This is a genomic window from Roseomonas haemaphysalidis (assembly GCF_017355405.1).
GTDB lineage: Bacteria > Pseudomonadota > Alphaproteobacteria > Acetobacterales > Acetobacteraceae > Pseudoroseomonas > Pseudoroseomonas haemaphysalidis.
This window is the reverse complement of sequence record NZ_CP061177.1, coordinates 1,523,634-1,547,792: the sequence shown is the minus strand read 5'-3', so window position 1 is coordinate 1,547,792 and position 24,159 is coordinate 1,523,634. Positions and strand designations below refer to the sequence as shown.

The 24,159-nt window shown below is 70.7% G+C and carries 23 protein-coding genes; 10 read left to right on the top strand and 13 right to left on the bottom strand.

What is annotated here, in order from left to right; genetic code table 11:
• Window positions 1-11: 11 nt before the first annotated feature.
• Window positions 12-1,985 carry a response regulator gene (locus tag IAI59_RS07115; protein WP_207417096.1) on the top strand — a complete coding sequence of 658 codons (1,974 nt, stop codon included), beginning with the start codon at window positions 12-14 and terminating at the stop codon, window positions 1,983-1,985.
• Window positions 1,986-1,994: 9 nt separating this feature from the next.
• On the opposite strand, the gene IAI59_RS07110 is transcribed toward IAI59_RS07115, so the two are convergent.
• The 3 genes from IAI59_RS07110 to IAI59_RS07100 all read right to left on the bottom strand — a co-directional run bounded on the left by IAI59_RS07110 (window position 1,995) and on the right by IAI59_RS07100 (window position 5,296).
• Entirely contained in the window at window positions 1,995-2,540 is a 546-nt protein-coding gene (locus IAI59_RS07110; RefSeq protein ID WP_207416935.1) for a GNAT family N-acetyltransferase, read from the bottom strand.
• Complete coding sequence (locus IAI59_RS07105; protein WP_207416936.1) at window positions 2,537-3,991, bottom strand: M20 family metallopeptidase; 1,455 nt, start codon at window positions 3,989-3,991, stop codon at window positions 2,537-2,539. Before IAI59_RS07105 ends, IAI59_RS07110 begins: the two co-directional genes overlap by 4 nt.
• Window positions 3,992-4,237: 246 nt before the next feature.
• Window positions 4,238-5,296 carry a glycosyltransferase family 4 protein gene (locus IAI59_RS07100; RefSeq protein ID WP_207416937.1) on the bottom strand — a complete coding sequence of 353 codons (1,059 nt, stop codon included), beginning with the start codon at window positions 5,294-5,296 and terminating at the stop codon, window positions 4,238-4,240.
• A gap of 190 nt (window positions 5,297-5,486) precedes the next feature.
• Between IAI59_RS07100 and IAI59_RS07095 the strand changes: the two genes are divergently transcribed.
• Complete coding sequence (locus IAI59_RS07095) at window positions 5,487-7,358, top strand: ABC transporter ATP-binding protein (protein ID WP_207416938.1); 1,872 nt, start codon at window positions 5,487-5,489, stop codon at window positions 7,356-7,358.
• 204 nt (window positions 7,359-7,562) lie between these two features.
• A complete protein-coding gene (locus tag IAI59_RS07090) occupies window positions 7,563-8,678 on the top strand; it encodes an acyltransferase family protein (protein ID WP_207416940.1) in 1,116 nt (371 codons plus the stop codon).
• Here the strand turns inward: IAI59_RS07090 and IAI59_RS07085 are convergent.
• Window positions 8,675-8,881 (bottom strand): hypothetical protein, encoded by a 207-nt coding sequence (locus IAI59_RS07085; protein ID WP_207416942.1) that lies wholly within the window; start codon window positions 8,879-8,881, stop codon window positions 8,675-8,677. The two genes, IAI59_RS07090 and IAI59_RS07085, sit on opposite strands and share 4 nt — an antisense overlap.
• Window positions 8,882-9,080: 199 nt before the next feature.
• Between IAI59_RS07085 and rpsD the strand changes: the two genes are divergently transcribed.
• The gene (gene rpsD / locus IAI59_RS07080; protein ID WP_207416944.1) at window positions 9,081-9,698 is read left to right on the top strand and encodes a 30S ribosomal protein S4; all 618 of its coding nucleotides are present in this window, start codon (window positions 9,081-9,083) and stop codon (window positions 9,696-9,698) included.
• Window positions 9,699-9,761: 63 nt separating this feature from the next.
• Here rpsD and aat read toward each other — a convergent pair whose 3' ends face one another.
• From aat to IAI59_RS07045, 7 genes are all read right to left on the bottom strand, one after another.
• Window positions 9,762-10,415, bottom strand: coding sequence for a leucyl/phenylalanyl-tRNA--protein transferase (gene aat / locus IAI59_RS07075; RefSeq protein WP_272877395.1), 654 nt, complete (start codon window positions 10,413-10,415; stop codon window positions 9,762-9,764).
• A 172-nt stretch (window positions 10,416-10,587) separates the two neighbouring features.
• Window positions 10,588-11,298, bottom strand: coding sequence for an AcvB/VirJ family lysyl-phosphatidylglycerol hydrolase (locus tag IAI59_RS07070; RefSeq protein WP_207416946.1), 711 nt, complete (start codon window positions 11,296-11,298; stop codon window positions 10,588-10,590).
• A complete protein-coding gene (gene mprF / locus IAI59_RS07065) occupies window positions 11,295-13,943 on the bottom strand; it encodes a bifunctional lysylphosphatidylglycerol flippase/synthetase MprF (RefSeq protein ID WP_207416947.1) in 2,649 nt (882 codons plus the stop codon). Before mprF ends, IAI59_RS07070 begins: the two co-directional genes overlap by 4 nt.
• A 174-nt stretch (window positions 13,944-14,117) precedes the next feature.
• Complete coding sequence (gene accC, locus IAI59_RS07060) at window positions 14,118-15,461, bottom strand: acetyl-CoA carboxylase biotin carboxylase subunit (RefSeq protein WP_207416948.1); 1,344 nt, start codon at window positions 15,459-15,461, stop codon at window positions 14,118-14,120.
• Between the two features lie 11 nt (window positions 15,462-15,472).
• Entirely contained in the window at window positions 15,473-15,949 is a 477-nt protein-coding gene (accB, locus tag IAI59_RS07055; RefSeq protein WP_207416949.1) for an acetyl-CoA carboxylase biotin carboxyl carrier protein, read from the bottom strand.
• A 15-nt stretch (window positions 15,950-15,964) separates the two neighbouring features.
• A complete protein-coding gene (gene aroQ / locus IAI59_RS07050) occupies window positions 15,965-16,411 on the bottom strand; it encodes a type II 3-dehydroquinate dehydratase (protein ID WP_207416951.1) in 447 nt (148 codons plus the stop codon).
• Between the two features lie 109 nt (window positions 16,412-16,520).
• Window positions 16,521-16,853, bottom strand: coding sequence for a four-helix bundle copper-binding protein (locus IAI59_RS07045; RefSeq protein ID WP_207416953.1), 333 nt, complete (start codon window positions 16,851-16,853; stop codon window positions 16,521-16,523).
• Window positions 16,854-17,008: 155 nt separating this feature from the next.
• On the opposite strand from IAI59_RS07045, the gene IAI59_RS07040 reads away from it, so the two are divergent.
• Window positions 17,009-17,698, top strand: coding sequence for a hypothetical protein (locus IAI59_RS07040; RefSeq protein ID WP_207416955.1), 690 nt, complete (start codon window positions 17,009-17,011; stop codon window positions 17,696-17,698).
• Between the two features lie 38 nt (window positions 17,699-17,736).
• Complete coding sequence (gene thiS / locus IAI59_RS07035) at window positions 17,737-17,949, top strand: sulfur carrier protein ThiS (protein WP_207416956.1); 213 nt, start codon at window positions 17,737-17,739, stop codon at window positions 17,947-17,949.
• Between the two features lie 46 nt (window positions 17,950-17,995).
• Here the strand turns inward: thiS and IAI59_RS07030 are convergent, their stop codons facing one another.
• Both IAI59_RS07030 and IAI59_RS07025 read right to left on the bottom strand, forming a co-directional pair.
• A complete protein-coding gene (locus IAI59_RS07030; RefSeq protein WP_408887609.1) occupies window positions 17,996-18,196 on the bottom strand; it encodes a DUF2239 family protein in 201 nt (66 codons plus the stop codon).
• A gap of 70 nt (window positions 18,197-18,266) precedes the next feature.
• On the bottom strand, window positions 18,267-18,977 hold the full coding sequence (locus IAI59_RS07025) for a GNAT family N-acetyltransferase (protein ID WP_207416957.1): 711 nt from the start codon (window positions 18,975-18,977) through the stop codon (window positions 18,267-18,269).
• A 93-nt stretch (window positions 18,978-19,070) separates the two neighbouring features.
• On the opposite strand from IAI59_RS07025, the gene IAI59_RS07020 reads away from it, so the two are divergent.
• The 4 genes from IAI59_RS07020 to IAI59_RS07005 all read left to right on the top strand — a co-directional run bounded on the left by IAI59_RS07020 (window position 19,071) and on the right by IAI59_RS07005 (window position 23,960).
• A complete protein-coding gene (locus IAI59_RS07020; protein ID WP_207416958.1) occupies window positions 19,071-19,880 on the top strand; it encodes a ferredoxin--NADP reductase in 810 nt (269 codons plus the stop codon).
• A complete protein-coding gene (locus IAI59_RS07015) occupies window positions 19,877-21,133 on the top strand; it encodes a 3-phosphoshikimate 1-carboxyvinyltransferase (RefSeq protein WP_207416959.1) in 1,257 nt (418 codons plus the stop codon). The genes IAI59_RS07020 and IAI59_RS07015 overlap by 4 nt, the downstream gene beginning before the upstream one ends.
• A gap of 122 nt (window positions 21,134-21,255) precedes the next feature.
• On the top strand, window positions 21,256-23,508 hold the full coding sequence (gene uvrB / locus IAI59_RS07010) for an excinuclease ABC subunit UvrB (RefSeq protein WP_237180641.1): 2,253 nt from the start codon (window positions 21,256-21,258) through the stop codon (window positions 23,506-23,508).
• Between the two features lie 128 nt (window positions 23,509-23,636).
• Window positions 23,637-23,960: a hypothetical protein gene (locus IAI59_RS07005; protein ID WP_237180642.1), complete on the top strand. Its 324-nt coding sequence runs from the start codon at window positions 23,637-23,639 to the stop codon at window positions 23,958-23,960.
• Window positions 23,961-24,159: the final 199 nt, after the last annotated feature.

Below are 24,159 nucleotides of genomic sequence, written 5' to 3'. Positions count from 1 at the left end.
CTGCGGATACCATGACCCAGCCCAGCCCGACCGAGCGGCGCCGCGGCACCCTGCTGGTGGTCGACGACGAGCGCGAGATCCTCACCGCGCTGGAGGACCTGTTCGAGGAGGATTTCCAGGTGCACGCCGCCAGCTCCGGCGCCGAGGCGCTGGAGTTGCTGCACCGCGTGCCCGGGGTGGAGGTCATCATCTCCGACCAGCGGATGCCCGGCATGACCGGCGATGCCTTTCTGGCCCGGGCGCGCGAGTTCACGGAAGCCGAGGCGCTGCTGCTAACCGGCTATGCCGAGCTGGATGCCGTGATCAGCGCCGTGAACAAGGGGCGCATCGCCTTCTACGCGCCCAAGCCCTGGGACCCGGCGCTGCTGCGCAGCATGGTGCTGAGCGCGGTGGACCGGCACCGGCTGGCCCGCGCCCTGGCGACCGAGCGCGCGTTGCTGCGCGGCCTGCTGGACGCCTCGCCCGAGCCGCTGTCCTTCAAGGACGGCGAGGGACGCTTCGTGCGGCTGAACGCCGCCAAGGCCCGCGCGCTGGGCGGCACGGTGGAATCGCTGCTGGGCGAGCGCGAAGCCGACCTCGTGCCGCCCGAGCGCGGCGCGGCGCTGCGCGAGGTGGAGCAGCAGGCGCTGCGCGGCGCCCAGGGGCACGACTGGACCGGCCAGATCCAGGCCGGCGCCACCGGCGGCACCCGCTGGCTGCGCGTGCAGCGCCTGCCGATCCTGGACCGCGACGGCCAGCCCTCGCACCTGGCGACCATCGAGCACGACCTGACCGAGCAGCGCGCGCTGGAGGACCGGCTGCGCCAGGCCGAGAAGATGCAGGCCCTGGGCACCATGGCCGGCGGCGTGGCGCATGACTTCAACAACCTGCTGACCGCCATCCTGGGCAGCCTGGACCTGATGGCCGCGCATGCCGCCGCCGGTCCCGCCGACCCCAGGCAGCAGGCGCTGCTGAAGACCGCCATCGCCGCGGCGGAGCGTGGCTCGGCGCTGACCCGCCGCCTGCTGACCTTCAGCCGCAAGCGCGAGCTGACGCTGCGCCCGGCCGACATCAACCGCCTGGTGCTGGACATGGACGCGCTGCTGGCCCGCAGCCTGGGCGAGCGCGTGCAGATCCGCACCCGGCTGGCGCCCGGCCTGTGGCCCGCGCTGGCGGACCAGGAGCAGTTCGCGCTCGGACTGCTCAACCTGTGCATCAACGGCCGCGACGCCGGCGCCACCAGCATCACCCTGTCCACCCGCAACGGCACCGTGGCGGAGGCGGCGGAAGACGAGGCGGTGCCCGACCTGCACCCGGGCGACTACGTCGTGCTGGGCATCGCCGACAACGGCACCGGCATGACGCCCGACGTCATGGCCAAGGCCTTCGAGCCGTTCTTCACCACCAAGGAGGTCGGCAAGGGCACGGGGCTCGGCCTGTCCATGGTGTATGGGCTGGCGCGGCAGTCGGGCGGCACCGTGACGCTGGCCAGCACCCCGGGCGAGGGTACGCTGGTGGAAGTCTACCTGCCGCGCTCGGCGCAGCCCTGGTCCACCGCCGCGGTGGCCGAAGGCGCCGCCCCCGCCGCCGCCGCCGGCCGCGTGCTGGTGGTGGACGACGATGACAGCGTGCGCGGCATCACCACCACCTTTCTGAACGAGCTGGGCCACGACACCCAGGAAGCCGCCGATGGCGTCAGCGCGCTGGCGCTGCTGCAGCAAAGCGAGGCGGCGGATTTCGACCTGCTGGTGACCGACTACGCCATGCCCGGCATGACCGGCGCGGAGCTTGCCACCCAGGTGCGCCGCAGCTGGCCCGGCCTGCCGATCCTGCTGCTGACCGGCTATGCCGACCCCGCCACCCGCAGCGACGACTACCCCGTGTTGCGCAAGCCGTTCCGCCAGAACGAACTGGCGCGACAGGTGGCGGCGCTGCTGCAGCCGGGCAAGCCGCCGGCACCGCACCCGTCCGCCGACACTCCGGAGAGCCGGGGCGAGGAAGACTGAAGCTCGGCGTCAGCGCGGAGGGGCGTGGTCCAGCACGCGCTGCAGCAGCACCATGTCCAGCCAGCGGCCGAACTTGCAGCCCACCTGCGGCAACAGGCCGACACGCACGAAGCCCAGCTTCTCGTGCATGCGCAGCGATGGCGCGTTGTCCGCGTCCACGGAGGCCACCAGCACATGCTTGCCCAGTGCCTGCGCCTGGTCGATCAGCGTGCCCACCAGCGTCTGGCCCACGCCGCGGCCGCGCGCGTCGCCGCGCACATGCACCGAATGCTCCACCGTGTGGCGGAAGCCGTCCCAGCCGTTGCGGAAATCGCTGAAGGCGGCGAAGCCGATGACGCCGCCACCACGCAGGCAGTCGGCCACCAGCACCGGGTAGCCCCATTCCCGGCGCTTTTCCAGCCATAGCCGGCGCTGCGCCAGGGTTTCCGGCTGGTCGTGGTAGATCGCGGTGCTGGTGGCGATGATGTCGTTGACGATCGTCAGGATGCCCGGCAGGTCGGCATCCTCTGCCATGCGCAGCACCCAGCCGGCGGGGTGGCCCAGCAGCGGGCTCATGCGCGCGGGCCCCTGGCGGCGACGGCCCGCAGCGGCGGCGGCACCACCTCCGGCGGGATGGGACAGGCATAAGGCTTGCCGCCGGTGCGCCGCGCCAGCTCCGCCTTGGCGCGGGCCAGCAGCTCGGGGTCGCGCACGGCGTCCAGCGCAGTGGCGGCCATCGCCTGGGCGGCGTGCAGCATGCCCTTGTGCGCCGCCGGGCTTTTGCCCTGCGCCACCATCTGCCAGGTGTGGAAGGGCGTGCCGATGGCGTAGTTGGCGCCGTGGCACTGCACCGTCGGCACCACCCAGGACACGTCGCCGACGTCGGTGGAGCCGGGCATGAAGCGGGGCGTGCCATCGAAGGGCAACACCTCCTCGGCCATGCTCAGCGCGGCGGCCCCGGCGGGAGCGCCGAAGAATTCCACGCTGCTTTCGATGTCCTCGGCCGTCAGGCTTTCGCGGATGGCGTGGGCGAAGGCACGGTCGGCCTCGTCGAACTGCGGCGCGCCCAGGCGGCGGATGTTCTCGTGCATCGCCATTTCCAGCACCGTGTTGGGCAGCACCTCAGAACAGGCCTTGTCCAGCTCCACCGTCAGCGCCGTCTCGGTCATGTGCGCCGCACCCTCGGCGCAGCGGCGCACGCGGGCGAACAGCGCCTCCGCCTGCGCCACCTTGGGCGAGCGGATCAGGTACAACACCTCGGCATTGGCCTGCACGACGTTGGGGGAGATGCCGCCGGTGTCGGTGATGGCATAGTGCAGCCGCGCGTCGCTCGGCATGTGCTCGCGCAGGTAGTTGGCGCCCATGTTCATGATCTCGACGGCGTCCAGCGCGCTGCGGCCGAGATGCGGGCTGCCGGCGGCATGCGACGGCCGGCCCTTGAAGCGGAAGTAGACCTGGAAGTTGGCCAGGGTGCGGGCCGAGTTGACGCCCGCGAAGACTCCCGGATGCCAGGAAATGGCGGCGTCCAGGTCGTCGAACGCCCCGGCGCGGGCCATAAAGGTCTTGCCGGAGCCGCCCTCCTCGGCCGGGCAGCCATAGTAGCGGATGGTGCCGGGTTGGCCGCCCTCCGCCAGGGCGTCGCGCGCCGCGACGGCGGCCAGCATGGCGCCGGCGCCCAGCAGGTTGTGGCCGCAGCCATGGCCATGGCCGCCCGCCACCAGCGGTGCCGGCCGCGGGTTGCCGGCTTCCTGGCTCAGGCCCGCCAAGGCATCGAATTCGCCCAGCAGGCCGATCACCGGACCGCCCCCGCCCGCTTCTGCCACAAAGGCGGTGGCCAGCCCGCCGAGGCCCCGCGTGACGCGAAAGCCCTCGGCTTCCAGCAGGGCGATCTGCGCTTCGCTGGAGCGGTGTTCCTGGAAGCGGAGTTCTGCGAAATCCCAGATCCGGTCCGCGAGGTCCCGAAAGGCCGGTGCCTTGGCCGCCACCCGGGCAGACAAAGCATCCAGGCTGAGAAAGTCGTTTCGCATCGGGGGCCTGCGACATGTGCCGGCGGACGTGGGGCTCACGCCGCCTTGGGATGCGAGGCTTACCATGACCCCGCATGACTGCGGAGAGATTTTGTTGCAACTAACCCAGGAAAGCCGATAGCCGGTGCAGCAAAGCATACCTGGGCGAAATCGTGATTTGCTGCTTGGCCAGTATTATCCTGTGGATTGTCGCCGAAACGAACCGCGTGGGGCCCGGCCCGGCGGACCGGGCCCCACGGCGGCGCCTTATTCGGCGGCCAGCATCAGCTCCGCGGCCCGGCTGTGCGCCAGGCGCTGGTACAGGTCCACATAGTCCTGCGCCATGCGGCGCGCGGTGAAGCGCTGCTCGAAGCGCGCCCGCACGCCGGCGCGCGGCAATTGCTTGACCCGCTCCACGGCGGCGATCGCCTCCGCCATGTCGGACACCGCGAAGCCGGTGACGCCATCATCCACCACCTCCGGCACGGAGCCGTGGCGGAAGGCGACCACCGGGGTGCCGCAGGCCATCGCCTCGATCATCACCAGCCCGAACGGCTCCGGCCAGTCGATCGGCGTCAGCAGCGCGGTGGCGCCGGACAGGAAGTCGGGCTTCTGCTGTTCGTTGATCTCGCCGATGAACTCCACCAGGGGGTGGGCCATCATGGGGCGGATCTTCTGCTCGTAGTATTCCTGGTCCACCCGGTCGACCTTGGCGGCGATGCGGATGGGCGTGTTGGTGGCGATGGCGATCTCGATGGCCCGGTCGCAGCGCTTTTCGGGCGCGATGCGACCCAGAAAGGCCAGGTAGCCCGGGGCCACGTCGGTGCGCGGCGTCAGCAGCTTTTCCGGCAGGCCATGATACACCGTGGACACGAAGTTCGCCTGCGGCAGCGGCCGGCGCTGGTCGTTGGAGATCGAGACCACCGGCACGTCGCGGAACGCCTCGAACACCGGCTGCAGCTCCGGCAGGTCCAGCCGGCCGTGCATGGTGGTCAGCATCGGCGTGGACGCCCGCGAGAACAGCGAGAACGGCAGGTAGTCCAGGTGGAAATGCAGCAGGTCGAATTCATGCCGGCGGCGATACACCGTTTCCAGCATCAGGGTCAGCGGCGCGTTGGGGTCCCGCACGCTGGGGTCCAGCCGCAGCGCCTTGGCGCTCATGGGCGCCAGGGTGGCGGAGGTCACGGAGTCGCCGCTGGCGAAGAGAGTCACCTCGTGGCCGAGTTCCACCAGCCCCTCGGTGAGGTAGGAAACGATCCGCTCGGTGCCGCCATACAGCTTCGGCGGCACGGCTTCCGTCAGGGGAGCGATCTGGGCGATGCGCATCGGGTCCGAACTCCGTCAGTGGGCAAGAGCGTGCGTCATGTCGGCAACTTGAGGCGCGAATGCGGTTTGCTTCTGGCGAAGCCCGCCACGATTCTGACGTGATGGCGGTGTTTCCTGCCTTTTAACGCGGAAGCGACGTGTCCTCACGAGCTTGTGTGCCTCCCAGCGGACGAATGAGGTGCCGGACCCCATGCAGCCCAGCGACAGACAGACCACCGATTCCGCTTCTTCCGGCCGGGTTGAGACGCCATCCCAGGCCGCCAACCGCGAGGGGGCGGAGGTTCTGCGCTTCGCCCACCGCCCCGTGGCCTATCTGATGCGTCACCTGCGCCCCCATGCCGGGTCGCACGCCGCCATCCTGGCCGCGGTGCTGGGCGCGGTGGGCTGCTCGGTCGGTGCCAACTACGCGGTCAAGCACCTGATCGACACGCTGTCCGGCGACCCCATGGCAGTGGCCTCCACCGCCGTGTGGACCGCGTTCGCCATCCTCGCCGGCGTCATCACCGCGGACAACATGCTGTGGCGCGTCGGCGGCTGGATCGCCGCGGACCGGTTTCCGCGCGCCACCGCCTCCATGCGGGCCGAGTTGTTCCGCCACCTGTCGGGCCACGCGCCCGGCTACTTCGCCAACCGCTCGGCCGGCACGCTGGCCAGCCGCATCAGCGCCACCGGCACCGCCGCCTTCACCCTGCTGCAGAACTTCACCTGGCACACGGTGCCGCCGGCGGTCGCCGTGGTGCTGTCCATCGGCTTTCTGGCCAGCGTCGACCCCTGGATGGCGCTGTGCCTGGTCGTCGCCGCCGGCGCGCTGGCCGCCGGCATCGCCCTGTTGGGCCGCAAGGGCGACGTGCTGCACGACAGCTTCGCCGGCCGCGCCGCGGCGGTGGACGGGCAGCTAGTGGACGTGGTGCAGAACTTCGCCCTGGTGCGCGCCTTTGGCGCCTTTGGCCGCGAAGGCCAGCGGCTGGACCACGCGCTGGAAGCCGAGACCGGCGCCCGCCGCGCCTCGCTGCGCTATCTGGAAAAGCTGCGGCTGGTGCATGGTGCCGCCACCGCCGTGCTGACCGCCTGCCTGCTGGGCTGGTCCGTGCACCTGTGGCAAACCGGCCGCGCCACCACGGGCGACATCGTGCTGGTGTGCACACTGGGCTTCACTATCCTGCACGCCTCGCGCGATCTGGCGATGGCGCTGGTGGACCTCACCCAGTACGTGGCCCGCATGCGCGAGGCGCTGGGCGCGCTGCTGGTCAAGCACGACATGCCCGACATCGAGGACGCCCATATCCTGGCCACCCCGTCCGACCGGGCGAGCGGCGAGGTGGTGTTCGAGGACATCACCTTCTCCTATCCCGCCGCCCCCGCCGGCAGCCCGCCCATCCTGCGCCACCTGCGGCTCGACATCGCGGCCGGCCAGAAGGTCGGCGTGGTCGGGCGCTCCGGCGCCGGCAAGTCCACGCTGCTGACGCTGTTGCAGCGCCATGCCGCGCCGCAGCTGGGGCGCGTGACCATCGACGGCCAGGACATCGCCCACGCCACGCGCGAAAGCCTGGCCGAGATGATCGCGGTGGTGCCGCAGGACGTGTCGCTGTTCCACCGCACGGTGCTGGAAAACATCCGCTACGCCCGCCCCGATGCCTCGGACGCCGAGGTGCTGGCCGCCGCCGAGGCGGCCCGCTGCCGCGACTTCATCGAGGCGCTGCCGGAGGGCTTCGACACCATCGTCGGCGACCGCGGCGCCAAGCTGTCCGGCGGCCAGCGCCAGCGCCTCGCCATCGCCCGTGCCCTGCTGAAGAACGCCCCCATCCTGCTGCTGGACGAGGCGACCTCGGCGCTCGACTCCGAAAGCGAGGCGGAGGTGCAGGTGGCGCTGGATGGCCTGATGCAGGGCCGCACCGTCATCGCGGTCGCGCACCGCCTCGCCACCCTGTCCAATTTCGACCGCATCGTGGTGATGGATGCCGGGCAAGTGGTGCAGGACGGCGCCCCGGAGCTGCTGATGCGCCGCCCCGGCCCTTACCAGGATATGGTGCGCCGCCAGTCCGAGGCGCTGATCGCGGCCTGATCTCCGGCGCGGCGGAGGCTAGGGGTGGCCTCCCCGTCCCTCCTCTCCGTTCCGCCGCCGCGTGGCTGCCCCTTGCCGTCGCGGTGATCCGCTTCGGTCCTTGCCGGGGGAATTCACGCCCCCGGCCTCGCTGCATCCTTCGCTTGGCAGATCACCCCCCGCGCTGGCATCTGGCAGCACCAGCAACCACCCCGGGGCGCAGCCATGGCGGACCAACGGCCCAAGATCCTGTTCGCCGACCAGCTCCGCGGCATCGCGGCGCTGCTGGTGGTGTTCAGCCATCTGGCGGGCATCTACTGGTATCAGCCGGAGCTGGTGGCGCAGTTCGTCGGCGGTCCGGTGCCGGCCGGGCCGGTGCCCGGGCTGGCGGCGCTGCATGAGCGGCTGCCCTTCAACCCGGGGCCCTTCGGCGTGGCGGTGTTCTTTCTGATCAGCGGCTTCGTCATCCCCTTCTCGTTCAACGGCACCGGGCGGCTGGCTTTTCTGCGGGCGCGGCTGTGGCGCATCTTCCCGACCTACCTGGCGGCGCTGCTGCTGGGGCTGGCGGTGCGGGCGGCATCCGGCGCCTTCTGGGGCGAGCCGCTGCAGGTCAATCCGCTGGCGCTGCTGGCCAATGCGGTGCTGCTGCACGACCTCGCGGGCATCAGCAGCGTCGACCTCGTGAACTGGACGCTGACGGTGGAACTGAAGTTCTACCTGCTGTTCGCCCTGGCGCTGCCGTGGCTGCTGCGGTGGAAAGGCGGCTTCGTGGTCGGGCTGGCGGTGGCGATGCTGGCGCTGAACCTGCTTGCCGCCTGGGCCATGCCGCTGCTGCCCCTGCGCCTCGGCTACGCCCTGCGCGGCACGGCGCACGGGTTCATGTTCCTGCCCTTTCTGCTGCTGGGCACGCTATTCTTCCTGTTTCTGCGCGGCGCCCTGGGGTTCTCTGCGCTGCTGGGCGCCTCGGCCGTCACCCTGGGGCTGTTTCTGCTGACCTGGATGGGCGGGCCCATGGCGGGCAGCTTCAACTCGGCGGGCTTCAGCTATCTGTGGGGCTGGGGCGTCTTCGCGCTGTGCTTCGCGTTGCGGAACCGGGCCGTGCCGCTGGCGCCGCTGCGCTGGCTGTCGGCGGTCAGCTACCCGCTATACCTGGTGCATGCGATGCTGGGCTACGCGCTGCTGCAGGCTTTGGTGCAGGGCTGGGGCATGGCCTATGCCCCGGCGCTGGGCCTGGCTCTGCTGGCCTGCTTGGCGGCCGCCTGGGTGCTGCATCGGCTGGTGGAGAAGCCCAGCATGGCGCGCGGCAAGGCGCGCCGCGCCGTGGCGCCGGCGGTGGCCTAGAGGCCGGCGTCCCGCGCCAGCCGCTTGCCCTGCCAGTAGCCGATCAGGCCGCTGAGCGGCGCCGCGGGCAGCACCAGCACCCAGCCAGCATGCACGCTGTTGACCACGAGGCCGAGGCCGATGCCCAGCATCAGCCCGCCCACCAGACTGCCCGTCACCCCGGCGGTCAGCCCCAGCACCAGCAATTGCGCGCGTGTCACCATAGCTGCGGCAGTATGCGGCGGCGGGCGGCTTGGCAAGCGCCCGGCGTTTGACAGGCGCCGCCTCGGGCGGCTACACGCCCCCACCCTTCCGGGAACGCGGACGTGGGCCACCGTGCCCGCGCCCCGCCCTTGGCATGCCCGCCTTGGGACTACCGGGACAAAACAGCGGCACAGCCGCATCGAAGAAGGAGCCCGCCGCATGACCAAGCGCGCGGAAAGCAAGTACAAGATCAATCGCCGCCTCGGCGTCAACCTGTGGGGCCGCGCCAAGTCCCCCATCAGCAAGCGCGAATACGGCCCCGGCCAGCACGGCCAGCGCCGCAAGCAGAAGCCGACCGACTTCGGCATCCAGCTGATGGCCAAGCAGAAGCTCAAGGGCTACTACGGCAACATCGGCGAGAAGCAATTCCGCAAGTACTACGAGGAGGCCGTGCGCCGTAAGGGCGACACCTCGGAGAACCTGATCGAGCTGCTGGAGCGCCGCCTGGACGCGGTGATCTACCGCCTGAAGCTGGCGATGACCCCCTTCGCCGCCCGCCAGTTCGTGAACCATGGCCACGTCACGGTGAACGGCAAGCGCGTCAACATCCCCTCCTACCTAGTTCGCGACAACGACGTGATCGAGGTCAAGGAGAAGTCCAAGCAGCTGGTTTGCGTGCTGGACGCCGCCCAGTCCGGCGAGCGCGACGTGCCGGAGTACCTAGAGGTCGACCACCGCCAGATGAAGGGCCGCTACCTGCGCGCCCCGAAGCTGTCGGACGTGCCCTACCCGGTGCAGATGGAACCGAACCTGGTGGTCGAGTTCTACTCGCGCTGACCGGCCCGGGGCCCCTGGCTCCGGAGACTTTCAGGGGGAGGTGCTTCGGCGCCTCCCCTTTTTCTATGCCTGCCGCATGGCGCGGATCTCGTCCTCCAGCCCCGCCGGCTGCGGCAGCCAGCGGGCGGGCTGTTCCAGCGCCTGGCTGAGCCTGCGGCGATAGGCGGCGCGGGGGATCTCCGCCGCGCCGAACTGCCCCAGGTGGCCGGTGACGAACTGCGTGTCCAACAGCGTGAAGCCGCCCAGCCGCAGCCGCGCCACCAGTTGCACCAGCGCGACCTTGGAGGCGTCCCGCGCCCGGCTGAACATGCTTTCCCCGAAGAAGGCCCCGCCCTGCGCCACGCCGTACAACCCGCCCACCAGTTCCTCGCCCTGCCATACTTCGATGGAATGGCCGTGCCCCTGGCGGTGCAGCATGGTGAACAGGGCCTCGATCTCCGGGTTGATCCAGCTGTCTTCCCGCCCGGGGGCAGGCGCGGCGCATTGCGCGATGGTGGCGGCGAAGGCCGTGTCCGCCGTGACGCGGAAGCCGCCCGACAGCACGGTCCGTGCCAGGCGGCGGGACAGGTGGAACCCGTCCAGCGGCAGGATGCCGCGCAGTTCCGGGTCCAGCCAGTAGAGCTGCCCCGCGTCGCGGGATTCGGCCATGGGAAACAACCCGGCACGATAAGCGCGCAGCAACAGCTCGGGCGTGATCTGGACGGAATGGCGGGACACGGCGCTTATCATGGGTGCGGCGGCGGAGTGCCGCCAGGGGTGGAGCGGCCGGGCAAGGAGCCGTTGCCCTTTCCCGGGGCTTCCCGGGGTGGGGCGATGCACCCGCCCCCGCCAGCGAAACCACGCCCGGACCCGTCAGGCGCGGTTTCGGGACGCCCCCGGCCGGCGCCCGTCACCCCTGCGGCGCCGGCGGCAGCCGTGCATAGATGCGGTCCGCGAGCGCGTGGTAGTTCTCGTCGAAATGGTGCCCGCCCTTGATGCCGATGATCTGCGCGGGCGGGCTTGCGAAGCTGGTGCAGCCGGTGTCCTTGGCCTCGTCCGTGCCATAGATGCATTGCACTAGGGCGGGCGGGATGTTGGGCACGTCCGGAATGGTCGGCACGGCGGTCGGCCGGCCGAGGCCCAGGAAATCGCCGATGCGGATCTCGAAGGCGGCTTCCTTGGCGAAGGCCAGGAGGGACACCAGGACCATCCTGTCACGCGTCGCATCCTGCAGCCGCGGCCAGGTGCCGGGCAGAATGTCCGCGCCGAAGGAATACCCCACCAGCGCCACCTTCGGGATGTTCCACTTGCCGGCGTAGAGCGCCACCACGCGGTCCAGCTCGGTCGCGACTTCCTGCGGCGAGCGGCGGGTCCAGAACCAGTTCAGGCAGTCGAAGCCGACCACGGACATGCCACGGTCACGGAAGTTCCGCCCCATGGTGCGGTCGATGTCGCGCCAGCCGCCGTCGCCGGACAGGATGATGGCGAAGACGTCCTTGCGCGGCGTCTTGGCCGGCATCTCGATCAGCCATTTGGAGGTGTCGCGCTGCGCCAGGGCCGGGCGAGCCAGCAGCGCGGCCCCACCGATGCCGGCCAGCAGGCCGCGTTTGCCGATGCTCATTTGCCGATCACTCCCCGCAGGCCACCGGATTGCAGCGCCGCGACATCCGCCAGCACCACCCAGGGGTCCAGCCCGCCGGCGGTGCACAGGTAGCGCGGCTCCCACACCGGGTCGAACTTCTCCTTGAAGGCGCGCAGGCCGCGGAAGTTGTAGAACCGCTCGCCCCGGTGGAACACCATGCCGCCCAGGCGGTACCAGATGGGCGCGAGGCGATGCGCCGCCAGACCCGACAGCGGCGCCATGCCGAGGTCGAAAAAGCCATAGCCCTGTTCCTTGGCCATCAGCAGCAGCTTGGTGAACAGGAAGTCCATGGTGCCGGGCGGCATGTCCGGCCGGTGGCGCATCAGGTCCACGGACATGTCCGTGCGCGCCCCCGGCGTGTCCAGCAACGTCGCGAAGGCGATCACCTGCCGCTCCGCGCCGCGCACCACCGCCACCGGCTGGCTGGCCACGTAATCCCGCTCGAAGGCCCCGAGCGAAAAGGCCTTCTCGCGGGCCTTGTGCTGGTCGAGCCAGGCGCGGGACACGGCTTCCAGCTCGTCCAGCACGGGCGGCACCTCGGCGGGGCGCAGGATCTCGAAGGTCATGCCCTCGCGCTCGGCGCGGTTGATGGCGGTGCGCAGCGGCTGGCGCGCCTTGCCCTTCAGCTCAAAGGCGGACAGGCGCACGCGCGCGGCCTCGCCCAGCTTGAGCGGCTGCAGGCCGGCATCGATGTACAGCGGCAGGCTGTCCGGCCGCACCTGGTAGAAGGCGGCGCGGCCACCCTGGGCATCGGCCATCTCCACGAAGCGCCACACCAGCTCGATGCGCTGCGCCGCCGGCCCGATCGGGTCGTAGAGCGCGATCCACGAGCGGCCGCGCCGGCCGTACATGATGAAGGCGTCGGCTTCCGGCGTCAGCAACAGCGCCTTGTCGCCCATGCGCACCAGATTGGCGTCGGCCCGATCCTGCGCCTCCACAATGGCGACGGCCCGGGCCAGGGCGGCGGCATCCGGCCGCTCGGCGCGCGACTGCGCGGGCTTCAACAGGCTCCACAGCCCGGCGGCGCCGGCCAGCAGCACCACGGCCAGCGTGGCGCGCATGGCGCGCGGCGCGTTCTCGTCCAGCTCGAAGCGCCACCACAACTGGCGCGAATACTCGACGTCGCGATGCGCGAAGAACAGCAGCCAGGTGGCGGCGGCCAGCACGCAGGCAACGGCCAGCCACCAGCCGGGCGACAGCGTGGGGGTGAACATCCGCGCCCGGCGGTCGAAGCGGCGGCGCGATGTCAGCAGCGCCACGCCCAGCAGGGTCAGCAGCGTCAGCTCCAGCACTCCGCTGCCGCGCACCACGGACAACAGGATGCCACCGCCCGCCAGCAGCAGCGCCAGCCACCAGGCCGCATCCAGCCGGTGCGCCAGCCCGTAGGCGACGAACAGCAGGCCCAGCCCGCCCACGGAGGACAGCAGGTGCGAGGCCTCGAACAGCGGCTGCGGCAGGTTGGGCAGCATGAAGCCGGGCTCGAAGCCTTCCACCGGCGGGGCGATGCCGCCTAGCAGCAGCGCGGCGCCGGCACCAAAGGCCAGCACGCCCAGAAAGCGCGGCATCAGCCGGGTGGAAGCCCGCAGCGCCCGCGCGCCGCCCGCCACCGCCGGCACCCGGTGCCGCAGCTCGAACCCGGTCAACAGCAGCACGGCGACCAGCAGGGGCAGCACGAAATAGATGGCGCGGTACAGCAGCAGGGCGGCGGCCACCTGGTCCAACGGCACCGGCCCGCCCTGGAAGGCCAGCAGCACCACGGCATCGAACACGCCGATGCCGCCCGGCAGGTGGCTGGCGGCGCCGATGGCGATGGCGACCACGTAGAGCGCGATAAAGGACGGCAGCGGCACCGCGCCGTCCGGCAGCAGCAGCCACAGCACCACCGCCGCAGCCGTCAGGTCGATGATGGAGATGACGCCCTGCGCCAGCACCAGCTTGGCGCCCGGCACCCGCAGCGTCACCGGCCCCAGCCGCAGCGCGGTGCGCTTGAAGCGCCCCAGCAGCGCCACCCCCAGCATGGCCAGCAGCGTCAGCCCCGCCAGCACCCGCAGCAGCGTGGCGTCGAGCCCGAACCAGCCCTGCATCTGACCGGCTTGCAGCAGCACGCCGATGGCGGCCACAAAGAAGATGCCGATGGAAAAGCTGGCGGTGACGAACACCAGGATGCGGGCGATCTGCCCCGGCTTGACCCCGGCCGCCGCGTAGATGCGCCAGCGCACCGCGCCGCCGGTGAAGGCCCCCACCCCCATGCTGTTGCTGAGCGCGAAGCCGCAAAACGCCGCCAGCGCGCCGATCCTGGCCGGCACCGCCGGCTCCGGCCCGACATGGCGCAGCGCCGACAGGTCGTAGCCGATCATGGCGGTGTAGCTGACCGCCGCCGCCAGCACCGCCAGCGCCAGCAGCCCCAGGCTCTTGGCCGACAGGGCCGCGACCACGGAAGCGTAATCGATCTCCTGCGACAGCCGGTCCAGCGCGAAAACCGCCATGGCCGCCATGACCAGCCCGGCAGCGCCCAGCAGCCAGGGGCGCCACGCCGCCAGGCGGCTGACGCCATGGGCGATCGCGGGGCCCGCGGGCTCGCCATGCTGCACCGCCTCAGGCGCCTCGGCGGTCAATCCATTCATCAGGCCATCCCGGTTGCGTCACGAGCAGGAGATCATGCTCCCACTCAACGACAAGCTTGGGCTAGGGATGCCCGATTGCGATGGCGAAAGCATGAAGTTGATGTGCCGGCGGCGCGGCAGGGCCGCGGCGCGCCGGCCCGGGCGGGTTTCGGGGGAGGCCGCCTCCCCCGCCCCTCAGTGCGGCTGGCCGACGAAGCGTTCCAGCCAGTGGATGGTGTAGTCGCCGCTTTGGAACTCCGGGTCCGCCATGATGCGCTGGTGCAACGGGATGGTGGTGCGGATGCCATCCACCACCATCTCCTCCAGCGCGCGGCGCATGCGGGCGATGGCCTCGGCCCGCGTTTTGCCGTGCACGATCAGCTTGGCGACCAGGCTGTCGTAGTTGGGCGGCACGGAATAGCCGGAATACAGCGCGCTATCGACCCGCACGCCCAGGCCCCCGGGGGCATGGAAGGTGTTCACCCGGCCGGGCGAGGGAAGAAAGCTGTCCGGGTCCTCGGCGGTAATGCGGCATTCGATGGCATGGCCCTCGAAGCGGATGTCGGCCTGGGTGTAGCCCAGCGGCTCACCGGCGGCGATACGGATCTGCTCCTTCACCAGGTCGATGCCGCTGACCATCTCGGTCACCGGATGCTCCACCTGTAGGCGGGTGTTCATCTCGATGAAAGCGAACTGGCCGTCCTGCCACAGAAATTCCAGCGTGCCGGCGTTGCGGTAGCCGAGCTGCGACAGGCCCTGCGTCACCTGGGCGCCGATCTCGGCGCGTTCCTCCGGCGTCAGGGCGGGGGAGCCCGCCTCCTCCACCAGCTTCTGGTGGCGGCGCTGCAAGGAGCAGTCGCGCTCGCCGAAATGCACCACGTTGCCATGGCTGTCGGCCATCACCTGCAGCTCGATGTGCCGCGGGCGGTCCAGGTACTTTTCCAGGTAAACGGCGTCGTTGCCGAAGGCGGCCTTGGCTTCCGTGCGCGCCACGCGCCAGGCTTCCTCCAGCTCGTCCTCGGAATGGGCCACCTTCATGCCGCGCCCGCCGCCGCCGGCGGCGGCCTTGATCAGCACCGGGTACTTCACCCGCGCCGCCACCTCGCGCGCTTCCTCCAGGCTGCCCAGCTCGCCGTCGCTGCCCGGCACCAGGGGCACGTTCAGCGAGGCCATGGCCTGCTTGGCGGCGATCTTGTCGCCCATCATGCGGATGTGCTCGGCCGTGGGGCCGATAAAGGCGAAGCCGTGCGCCTCCACCATCTCCGCGAAGGAGGCGTTCTCCGACAGAAAGCCGTAGCCGGGGTGGATGGCCTCGGCGCCGGTGATGGAGGCGGCCGACAGGATGGCCGCCATGTTCAGGTAGCTGTCGCGCGCCAGCGGCGGGCCGATGCAGACGCTTTCATCGGCCAGCCGCACGTGCATGGCCGTGGCGTCGGCGGTGGAATGCACCGCGACGGTGCGGATGCCCATCTCGCGGCAGGCGCGGTGGACGCGCAGCGCGATCTCGCCGCGGTTGGCGATCAGCACCTTCTTGAACATGGGGATGCGCCTTACTCGACCACCAGCAGGGGGGCGCCGTATTCCACCGGCGCGCCGCTTTCCACCAGGATGCGGGTCACGGTGCCGGCCTTGGGGGCCTTGATCTGGTTGAAGGTCTTCATCGCCTCGATCAGCAGCACGGTCTGACCGGCCGCGACCTTGGCGCCCAGCGTGATAAAGGGCGCGGCGCCCGGCTCCGGCGCCAGATAGGCGACGCCGACCATGGGCGAGGTGATGGCGCCGGCGGTGGAAGCCGTCACCTCCGCGACCGCGGCGGGCGCCGCGGCGGCCACCGGCGCGGCGGCGGGCGCGGACGGCAGGGGCGCGGGGGCGGCGGCATACTGCACCACCGGCGCCGGCGGCGGCGCGCTGCGGGACACGCGCAGGCGGCTTTCGCCGTCGGCCAGCTCGATCTCGCTCAGGTCGGTGTCGCGCAGGATCTGGGCCAGGGCGCGGATGGCGTCCGGGTCGAAGGAAATGCCGCTCATGTTACCTCAGTTCTCTCAAGCCTCGGCGAGAATGCCGGCGATGCCGCGCAATGCCAGCGCGTAGCCATGCGGGCCCAGCCCGCAGATCACGCCATTGGCCGCATGCGACACATAGGAATGGTGCCGGAAGGCTTCCCGGCGATGGATGTTGGTCAGGTGCACCTCAACGACCGGCAGGTCGGACGCTTTCAGTGCGTCCATCAGCGCGACCGAGGTGTGCGAATAGCCGGCCGGGTTGATGACAATGCCGGCCGCGACGCTGCGCGCCTCCTGCACCCAGGAAATCAGCTCGCCTTCCAGGTTGGACTGGCGGAAGTCGATCGCCAGGTCCAGCGCGTCCGCCGTTTCGGCGCACAGCGCCTCGATGTCGTCCAGCGTGTCCGACCCGTACAAGGCCGGCTCACGGGTGCCGAGCATGTTCAGGTTGGGGCCGTTGAGCACGAGGATCAGGGGGGGGTTCACGAGCTGGCGCGTCCGCGGGGTTGTATGCTGGGGCGCCTAGCACGGTGCAATTCGGGACCGCAAGCGGCCCGGCCCCTGGCCGGAAAGCCGGAGACGGGGCCGCTTGTATTCAGGCCGCCATGGCCCGGCAGGATTCGGCACACCGGCGGCAGGCCTCGGCGCAGTCCTGCATACCGTCAAGCCTTTCGCAATCCTGCGCGCATTGCGTGCAGATCTCGGCGCATTCGGCGCAGGTGTGCTTGTGGTGCGGCGTGCCCAGCAGCATGAAATGCGCCGAGGTGCGGCAGATCTCGGCGCAGGCCAGCATCAGCCGGGCATGCCCGGCCTCCACGTGCGGGCCGCCCACCACCAGGCAATGGCCGGAAAAGCCCGACAGGCAGGACACGTAGCAGTTCAGGCAGGCGTCCACGCAGGCGCGCATCTGTGGCGAAAGACCGTGCATCGGGGGCTCCTCGGTGTTGTCGGCGTCCACCGAACCAACCGCCGCAGGGCGGCGGCGTTGCAGCCCGCGCCGCCGTGCCGGCGGTGGATGGGATGACAGGCCCGCCCGCAGTCTCTACGTTCCGCGCGCCTTTCCACCGTAGCGGATGCGCGACCTTGCAGACCTTTCGGCGCCCCCGATCCTCCCGCCCGTCCTGGCTCGCCCTGGCATTGCTGGCGGGCCTGGCCGCCTGCGGCCCTGATTATTCGCCCGACACCTACGCCGGGCGTGCCGTGCAGCAGGCCAACAAGGTGGAGCAGGGGACCATCGTCGGCGTCCGCCCGGTGCAGATCGCGGCCGACGGCACGGCGGGCGCGACGGCGGGTGCCGCGGCCGGCGGCGTGGCCGGCACGCGGGTCAGCGGCAGCGACATCACCTCCGCCTTCGGCGGCATCGGCGGCGGGTTGATCGGCGGGCTGATCGGCACCGCGACGGAAAAGGCCGTGGGCAACACCAACGGCTTCGAATACATCGTGCGCAAGGGCAACAGCGAGCTGGTGTCCGTGGCGCAAAAGGACCAGGTGCCGCTGGCGCTGGGCCAGAAGGTGCTGGTCATCGCCGGCGCCCAGGCGCGCATCGTGCCCGACTACACCACCCCGCCCGAGCCGCCGGCCGTCGCCGCCGAGTCGCGCAACGCGGCCCCCGCCCCCACCCACACGCCGCCAGCCGGCGGCACGCTGCAGGGCGCCGGCCCCCTGCCCGCCCCGGAAGCCGAGGCACTGCCGCCCCCGGCCGCCGCACCGGCCCCCGCCGCGGCCCGGCCAGTGCCCACCGCCATCGACCCGGCGCCGACCATCAGCCTGTGACCTTGCCGTGGCGCGGGAGGAGCCCCATCCTCCCCGCCATGGCAGACATGATCTCGATCGTCGTGAACGGGGACGCCCGCATCGTGCCGGACCACGCCACCGTGGCGGCGCTGCTCGGCACCCTGGGCATGGACAGCCGCAAGGTGGCGGTGGGCCGCAACACCGAATTCGTGGCTCCCGAGGCCTATGACGCGACGCCGCTGGCGGCCGGCGACCGGCTGGACATCGTCCAGCGCATCGGCCTGGTATAGGCCCCGGCCCGCGGCTGGCCCGGCCCCGGCGGCATCGGGCCGGGGGTCATTCCACGTCGTCGTGCCGCGCTGCTTCCACGAGTTGCCGCAACGTGCCCGATGCCCCGCCCGGCTGCCGCGCTAGCCATTCCCAGTGGCCGGGCAGCAGAGTGATTTCCCGCGCCACGACGCCAAGGCGCGGGCGCCCCGGCCGGCGCGGGGCGGCCTGGGGATCATCCTGGTTGGAAGGCTCCGACAAATCCGGCATGGGGCGGCACTCCTGTGCCGGGAATGGGCCCGGCACCGAAATACTGCCCGGATGAATTGAGCCCGCCAAATTAAACCCGGGCCATATTCCGCCGGGCCATGCCGCGCTGGTCGAAGTTGCCGTCGTCCAGCCAAGCCAGGATGGCATCGCGCCGCTCCGGCCATTCGTCGTCCAGAATCGAGAACCACGTGGTGTCCCGCCGGCGGCCCTTCACCACCATGTGCGCACGGTGCTCGCCTTCCGGCACGAAGCCGAGCCGCGCCGCCGCCCGGCGCGAGGGTTCGTTCAACGCGTTGCACTTCCACACCAGCCGGCGGTAGCCCAGGTCGTCCATCGCGTGGCGCATCAGCAGGAACATGGCTTCCGTGGCGGCGCGGGAACGCTGCATGCGCGGCGCGAACCAGATGTTGCCCAGCTCGATGGCGGCGTTGGCGGGCTGGATCTCCATCAGGGTCAGCCAGCCGGATGCCTGCCCCGAGACATGCGGCCGCACCGCCCAGGCGATGGGGTCGTGGGTGGTGGCGAAGCTGCCCAGAAAGCGGCGAAAGGCCGCGAAATCGGGAAACGGGCCATAGGGCAGGTAGGCCCAGCTGCTGTCGGCCCCCTGCCCCTGCATGCCGCCCCACAGTTCCTCGGCGTGTCGGATGCCGAGCGGTTCCAGCGTCACGCTGGCGCCACGGTGGGCGACGCGGGCCGGCACGGGGCGCGGGGTGGGGTCGACCTCCGGCCCGACGGGGGGCTGGGTTTCCGTGGGCGGGGTAGCTTGCGGGGGCGTGCTCATGATAGGCGAAGGCTCACCGCAACCGCGGCCGCATGCAAGCCGTGCCTGCCCGACCTCCTTGCCCGGCGCACTTGAGAAGACCAACTCCGCACCATGAATGCCGAGACCCGCCCGCCGCTGACCGCCAGCCATCCCGCCTATTTCACCGAAACGGTGGAAACGGTGCATCACTGGACCGACCGGCTGTTCAGCTTCCGCTGCAGCCGCAACCCCACGCTGCGCTTTTCCGCCGGCCAGTTCGTCATGCTCGGGCTGATGGTGGAGGGCAAGCCGCTGGTGCGGGCCTATTCCGTGGCCTCGGCCGCCTTTGACGAGCACCTGGAGTTCCTGTCCATCAAGGTGCCGGACGGGCCGCTGACCAGCCGGCTGCAGCATGTGCGCCCGGGGGACCAGGTGCTGGTCGGCAAGAAGTCCGTGGGCACCCTGGTGCCGGACGCGCTGCTGCCCGGCAGGACGCTGTGGCTGTACGGCACCGGCACCGGCCTTGCGCCCTTTCTGTCGCTGATCCGCGAACCCGAGGTCTACGACCGTTTCGACAAGGTGGTGCTGCTGCACGGCGTGCGGGAAGTGAAGGAGCTGGCCTACCGCGACTACATCGAGCGCGAGCTGCCGGCCGACGAGTTCCTGGGCGAGATGGTCGCCCCCAAGCTGGTCTACTACCCGACCGTGACGCGCGAGCCCTTCCGCAACCAGGGGCGCGTCACGGACCTGATCCGCTCTGGCAAGCTGTTCGACGACCTGAACCTGCCGGCCTTCAACCCGGAGCACGACCGCGTCATGCTGTGCGGCAGCCCGGAGATGCTGGCCGAAAGCAAGGCGCTGCTGGAAGGCATGGGCTTTGACGAGGGCGCCAACAGCCGCCCGGGCCACTACGTGATCGAAAAGGCCTTCGTGGAGAAATGACGGAAGCCCTGCTCATCCACCCGCCCGCCGCGCCGCTGCGCGGGCGGGTGGCGCCGCCGGGTTCCAAATCCATCACCAACCGGGCGCTGCTGCTGGCGGCGCTGGCGCGCGGCACCAGCCGCCTGACCGGCGCCCTGAAAAGCGACGACACCCGCTACATGGCGGACGCCCTGCGCCGGATGGGCGTGGCGGTGCAGGAGCCGGACGCCACCACCTTTCTGGTATCCGGCTCCGGCCGGCTGCGGGCGCCGGACGGGCCGCTGTTCCTGGGCAATGCCGGCACCGCCACGCGCTTTCTGTCCGCCGCCTGCGCCCTGGCCGACGGCCCGGTGGTGGTGACGGGCGATGCCCACATGCAGAAGCGGCCCATCGCCCCGCTGCTCGCCGCCCTGGGCGCGCTGGGCGTGGCCGCCAAGGCGCCCACCGGCTGCCCGCCCGTGACCATCCAAGGCCGCGGCGGCTTCGACGGCGAGGCCGTGAGCATCGATGCCGGGCTGTCCAGCCAGTACGTGTCGGCCATCCTGATGCTGGCCGCCTGCGGCACGGGGCCGGTGCGGGTGTCCCTGGCGGGCGACAGCATCGGCGCGCGGGGCTACATCGACCTGACCACCGCCGCCATGCGCCATTTCGGCGCGGCTGTGACGCAGGAAGCGCCAGGCGCCTGGACCGTCGCCCCCGGCGGCTACCATGCCGCCGACCTGCACATCGAGCCGGACGCGTCCGCCGCCACCTATCTCTGGGCGGCCGAGGTGCTGACGGGCGGGAGCATCGACATCGGCACCCCCGCCGGGGCCTTCACCCAGCCCGACGCCCAGGCGCATGCGCTGATCGCCGCCTTTCCGCACCTGCCGGCCGAGATCGACGGCAGCCAGATGCAGGACGCGGTACCGACGCTCGCCGCGCTCGCCGCCTTCAACGCCACCCCGGTGCGCTTCACGGGCATCGCCAACCTGCGCGTCAAGGAATGCGACCGCGTGGCGGCCATGGCGGCCGAGCTGTCCCGCCTCGCCCCCGGGCTGGCGAGGGAGCAAGGCGACGACCTGGTGGTGACCCCCTGCCCGCCCGGGGCCTTCCGCCCGGCGCGGATCGAGACCTATGCCGACCACCGCATCGCCATGAGCATGGCGCTGGTGGGGCTGCGCGTGCCGGGGGTGACGATCCTGGACCCCGGCTGCGTGGCCAAGACCTACCCCGATTACTGGCGGGACCTGGGCGCCCTGGGCGTGACGCTGCGCGAAGCCGCGGCGGGGTAAGGCAGGTCCCGGGAATTCCTTCCCCCGGGGCCGCTTCGCCGTTCACGAATCGTTCGCACTCCTGGCGCTCCATGCCCCGAGCCCCCACATTGGCGGCTGATGCCCGCCCGGGAGCCGCCCGCATGAGTCTGACCATCCCCGCCACCGCCGTGACCTTCGTGCCGCCCAAGCGCCCCCGCCCACCGGGCAACCGGCGCTTGCAGGTGGTTTCGCCCTACGAGCCGGCGGGCGACCAGCCGGCGGCGATCGAGCAGCTCGTGCAGGGGCTGAAGCAGAACGAGCGGGACCAGGTGCTGCTGGGCGTCACAGGCTCGGGCAAGACCTTCAGCATGGCCAAGGTGATCGAGCATGTGCAGCGGCCGACGCTGATCCTGGCGCCGAACAAGACGCTGGCGGCGCAGCTTTACGGCGAGATGAAGTCGTTCTTCCCGGACAACGCGGTCGAATACTTCGTCAGCTACTACGACTACTACCAGCCGGAAGCCTATGTCCCGCGCTCGGACACCTATATCGAGAAAGACGCGCAGATCAACGAGCAGATCGACCGCATGCGCCATTCGGCGACGCAGGCGCTGCTGGAGCGCAACGACGTCATCATCGTCGCCTCCGTGTCCTGCATCTACGGTATCGGCTCGGTCGAACTGTATTCCAACATGGTGGTCAAGCTGCAGGTCGGCGGCAGCATCCCGCGCGACCAGCTGGTCAAGGCGCTGGTGGAGCAGCAGTACCGCCGCAACGACGCCGGCTTCCAGCGCGGCACCTTCCGCGTGCGGGGCGAGAGCGTCGATATCTGGCCTTCCCACCTGGAGGACCGCGCCTGGCGCATCAGCCTGTTCGGCGACGAGATCGACGGGCTGCGCGAGTTCGACCCGCTGACCGGCGAGATCGCGGGCGAGATGGAAAGCGTCGCGATCTACGCCAACAGCCACTACGTCACGCCGCGCCCGACCATGATCCAGGCGATCCGCGACATCCGCATCGAGCTGAAGCAGACGCTGGAGCGGCTGACCGCCGAGGGCCGGCTGCTGGAAGCGCAGCGGCTGGAACAGCGCACCACCTTCGACCTGGAGATGATGGAAACCACCGGGTCCTGCAAAGGCATCGAGAACTATTCGCGCTACCTGTCCGGCCGCGGCCCCGGCAACCCGCCGCCGACGCTGTTCGAGTACCTGCCGGACAATGCCCTGCTGATCGTCGACGAGAGCCACGTCACGGTGCCGCAGATCGGCGGCATGTACCGGGGCGACTTCGCGCGCAAGTCGATCCTTACCGAGTTCGGCTTCCGGCTGCCCTCCTGCATGGACAACCGGCCGCTGAAGTTCGAGGAATGGGAAGCCTTCCGTCCCGACAGCGTCTTTGTCAGCGCAACACCCGGCTCCTGGGAAATGGAGCGCACCGGCGGCACCTTTGCCGAGCAGGTGATCCGCCCCACCGGGCTGATCGACCCGCCGGTGGAGATCCGCCCCGTGGAAGGCCAGGTGGACGACCTCCTGGCCCAGTGCCGCGACGTGATGGCGCAGAACGGCCGCGTGCTGGTGACGACGCTGACCAAGCGCATGGCCGAGGACCTGACCGAGTACATGACGGAAGCGGGCATCAAGGTCCGCTACCTGCATTCGGACGTCGACACGCTGGAGCGGATCGAGATCATCCGCGACCTGCGCAAGGGCGTGTTCGACGTCCTGATCGGCATCAACCTGCTGCGCGAGGGCCTGGACATCCCCGAATGCCGGCTGGTGGCGATCCTGGACGCGGACAAGGAAGGCTTCCTGCGCTCCACCACCTCCTTGATCCAGACCATCGGCCGCGCCGCGCGCAACGCCGAGGGGCGCGTGATCCTCTACGCCGACCGCATGACCAACAGCATGCGCCAGGCGCTGGAGGAAACCGACCGCCGCCGCGCCAAGCAGGTGGAATACAACACCGCGCACGGCATCACGCCGCAAAGCATCGTGCGGCAGATCAGCGACGTGCTGCAGTCCGTCTACGAGCAGGACTACGTCACCGTCGCGCCGACCGGCGCGGAGGAGGACGGGCCGAGCCACTTCGTCGGCAAGGACCTACGCGCCTCCATCGCCGAGCTGGAGCGCAAGATGCGCGCCGCCGCCGCCGACCTGGAATTCGAGACCGCCGCCCGCATGCGCGACGAGATCAAGCGGCTGGAGAACCTGGAGCTGGGTCTGGAGCCCAACCTGGCCGGACGTTCCATGCAGGACGCGCTGCCGCGCCGTGGCCCCGACAGCCGCCCGGCCGGGCGCGGCGGCAAGGCGGCGGACAAGGACGCCAAGAAGGACTGGCGCCCCAAGCCGCTCGGCCCCGGCGGTGGCGGCTACGACCCGGAAAAGAAGCGTGGCGGCGGCCGGCGGGGGCGTTAACCCCCCGTCAAACCTTCTCGGCATTTCGTGACGGCATTCTGAGGCACCGCCCCGCCCGGCCGCGTGGTGCCCCGTGGCATTCTCCGTTTCGGCCGTCGGCACCGCCGGCTGCCTGGGCAGGGATGGGCATGATGCAGGCCGAGAAACCGGTGATGGGCTTCGCGTGGTACGATGCCGAAAGCTTTGCGCAGCTGCGGCTGCGGATGCCCGACATGAGCGAGAACTACGAGGACTGGCGGATGGGCGCGCAAAAGGACCTGCGGCATCACGAGAAGCAGGGCTACCGGGTGATCCGCATCGCCATCCGCCCCGCCGAGTTCTTCACCTGGTGCCAGGGGCGCGGCGTGCTGGCCCCCGGCGTGCGCGACCGCCGGCAATTCGCCGCGGACGGCGCGCGCAAGGTGCTGCGGGCCGAGCGCGGCACGGAACGGCGCGGCTTTGGCTTTTTCTGAACCCGGCGTGAACCGGTTGTTCACCGGCGCCGCCTAAGATCCGCCATGCCACCGCCCGCCCCCGGGCGGTGGCTCGCACATCCTTGTCGTCTCCCCCTGTGCGATCCCGCTCCCCCGGGGGGCGGCCTCCCCCGAGGCTGCCCCCCCGGTCCCTGGCACCGTCCGGGCCGGGGCATGCTCCACCCCCCCCCCCTCCCTG

What these genes read in the sequence shown, in the direction of transcription:
- uvrB (WP_237180641.1), top strand. Translation starts at nt 21,256, where the DNA reads ATGAGTCTGACCATCCCCGCCACCGCCGTGACCTTCGTGCCGCCCAAG.
- accC (WP_207416948.1), bottom strand. Translation starts at nt 15,461, where the DNA reads ATGTTCAAGAAGGTGCTGATCGCCAACCGCGGCGAGATCGCGCTGCGC.
- accB (WP_207416949.1), bottom strand. Translation starts at nt 15,949, where the DNA reads ATGAGCGGCATTTCCTTCGACCCGGACGCCATCCGCGCCCTGGCCCAG.
- thiS (WP_207416956.1), top strand. Translation starts at nt 17,737, where the DNA reads ATGGCAGACATGATCTCGATCGTCGTGAACGGGGACGCCCGCATCGTG.
- IAI59_RS07090 (WP_207416940.1), top strand. Translation starts at nt 7,563, where the DNA reads ATGGCGGACCAACGGCCCAAGATCCTGTTCGCCGACCAGCTCCGCGGC.
- IAI59_RS07005 (WP_237180642.1), top strand. Translation starts at nt 23,637, where the DNA reads ATGATGCAGGCCGAGAAACCGGTGATGGGCTTCGCGTGGTACGATGCC.
- IAI59_RS07070 (WP_207416946.1), bottom strand. Translation starts at nt 11,298, where the DNA reads ATGAGCATCGGCAAACGCGGCCTGCTGGCCGGCATCGGTGGGGCCGCG.
- IAI59_RS07095 (WP_207416938.1), top strand. Translation starts at nt 5,487, where the DNA reads ATGCAGCCCAGCGACAGACAGACCACCGATTCCGCTTCTTCCGGCCGG.
- rpsD (WP_207416944.1), top strand. Translation starts at nt 9,081, where the DNA reads ATGACCAAGCGCGCGGAAAGCAAGTACAAGATCAATCGCCGCCTCGGC.
- IAI59_RS07045 (WP_207416953.1), bottom strand. Translation starts at nt 16,853, where the DNA reads ATGCACGGTCTTTCGCCACAGATGCGCGCCTGCGTGGACGCCTGCCTG.
- IAI59_RS07025 (WP_207416957.1), bottom strand. Translation starts at nt 18,977, where the DNA reads ATGAGCACGCCCCCGCAAGCTACCCCGCCCACGGAAACCCAGCCCCCC.
- IAI59_RS07085 (WP_207416942.1), bottom strand. Translation starts at nt 8,881, where the DNA reads ATGGTGACACGCGCGCAATTGCTGGTGCTGGGGCTGACCGCCGGGGTG.
- IAI59_RS07030 (WP_408887609.1), bottom strand. Translation starts at nt 18,196, where the DNA reads ATGCCGGATTTGTCGGAGCCTTCCAACCAGGATGATCCCCAGGCCGCC.
- IAI59_RS07115 (WP_207417096.1), top strand. Translation starts at nt 12, where the DNA reads ATGACCCAGCCCAGCCCGACCGAGCGGCGCCGCGGCACCCTGCTGGTG.
- IAI59_RS07020 (WP_207416958.1), top strand. Translation starts at nt 19,071, where the DNA reads ATGAATGCCGAGACCCGCCCGCCGCTGACCGCCAGCCATCCCGCCTAT.
- IAI59_RS07110 (WP_207416935.1), bottom strand. Translation starts at nt 2,540, where the DNA reads ATGAGCCCGCTGCTGGGCCACCCCGCCGGCTGGGTGCTGCGCATGGCA.
- IAI59_RS07105 (WP_207416936.1), bottom strand. Translation starts at nt 3,991, where the DNA reads ATGCGAAACGACTTTCTCAGCCTGGATGCTTTGTCTGCCCGGGTGGCG.
- mprF (WP_207416947.1), bottom strand. Translation starts at nt 13,943, where the DNA reads ATGAATGGATTGACCGCCGAGGCGCCTGAGGCGGTGCAGCATGGCGAG.
- IAI59_RS07015 (WP_207416959.1), top strand. Translation starts at nt 19,877, where the DNA reads ATGACGGAAGCCCTGCTCATCCACCCGCCCGCCGCGCCGCTGCGCGGG.
- IAI59_RS07100 (WP_207416937.1), bottom strand. Translation starts at nt 5,296, where the DNA reads ATGCGCATCGCCCAGATCGCTCCCCTGACGGAAGCCGTGCCGCCGAAG.